This is a genomic window from Pseudoalteromonas sp. S3776 (genome assembly GCF_005886915.1).
Lineage (GTDB): Bacteria > Pseudomonadota > Gammaproteobacteria > Enterobacterales > Alteromonadaceae > Pseudoalteromonas.
The window spans coordinates 1-543 of record NZ_PNCU01000045.1 but is presented as its reverse complement, the minus strand read 5'-3'; the positions used below and the strand labels follow the sequence as shown (position 1 = coordinate 543).

Here is a 543-nt window from a genome sequence, read left to right as displayed (position 1 = left end):
TTTATCGTGGTTGAGAGACCAGCTTACAAACAAGATTAAAACAAAAGTCTTTAAAAACAAGCGCCAAGACTTTTTAGCAATAGAAAAGTGGCTTTTAAATACAACAAAAAGCGCTGCTAGTGAGCTCGTTATCACACTCGAACCAACGGGTGTTTATCATGAAGCTCTGATGTATTTTTTACACGAGCAAGGCTTTAACATTATTTTAGCGAATACAGGTAAAGCTAAAAAGTATGCAGACGCGTTAAACATAATTCATAAAACAGACAAATCTGATGCAACGATGCTTGCCCACTACGGCTGTGCAAAGCACGCAGTCGTTGATTATTGGCAACCTGAAGCGTTAGAAGTTAGAGAGCTTAAAGCCCTTATCCGTCGTTTAGATGCGCTTGAGAGTAACCGACAACGAGAAGCTAACCGATTAGAAGCAAGTGAATTCAGCAACGTTTCAGCACGTGTTCGCCAATCGATAAAAGTGACTATCGCGTTTTTAGATGACGAAATTAAACAGCTTAAATCTGACATTGATGATCACATAGATAA

Annotated in this window: 1 protein-coding gene; it reads left to right on the top strand. The window is 39.0% G+C overall.

Going from position 1 to position 543, the window contains the following annotated elements; translation table 11 throughout:
* Nucleotides 1–543, top strand: a 543-nt coding sequence (locus tag CWC16_RS16430; protein ID WP_138542286.1) for an IS110 family transposase, incomplete at both ends; no start/stop codon positions are given.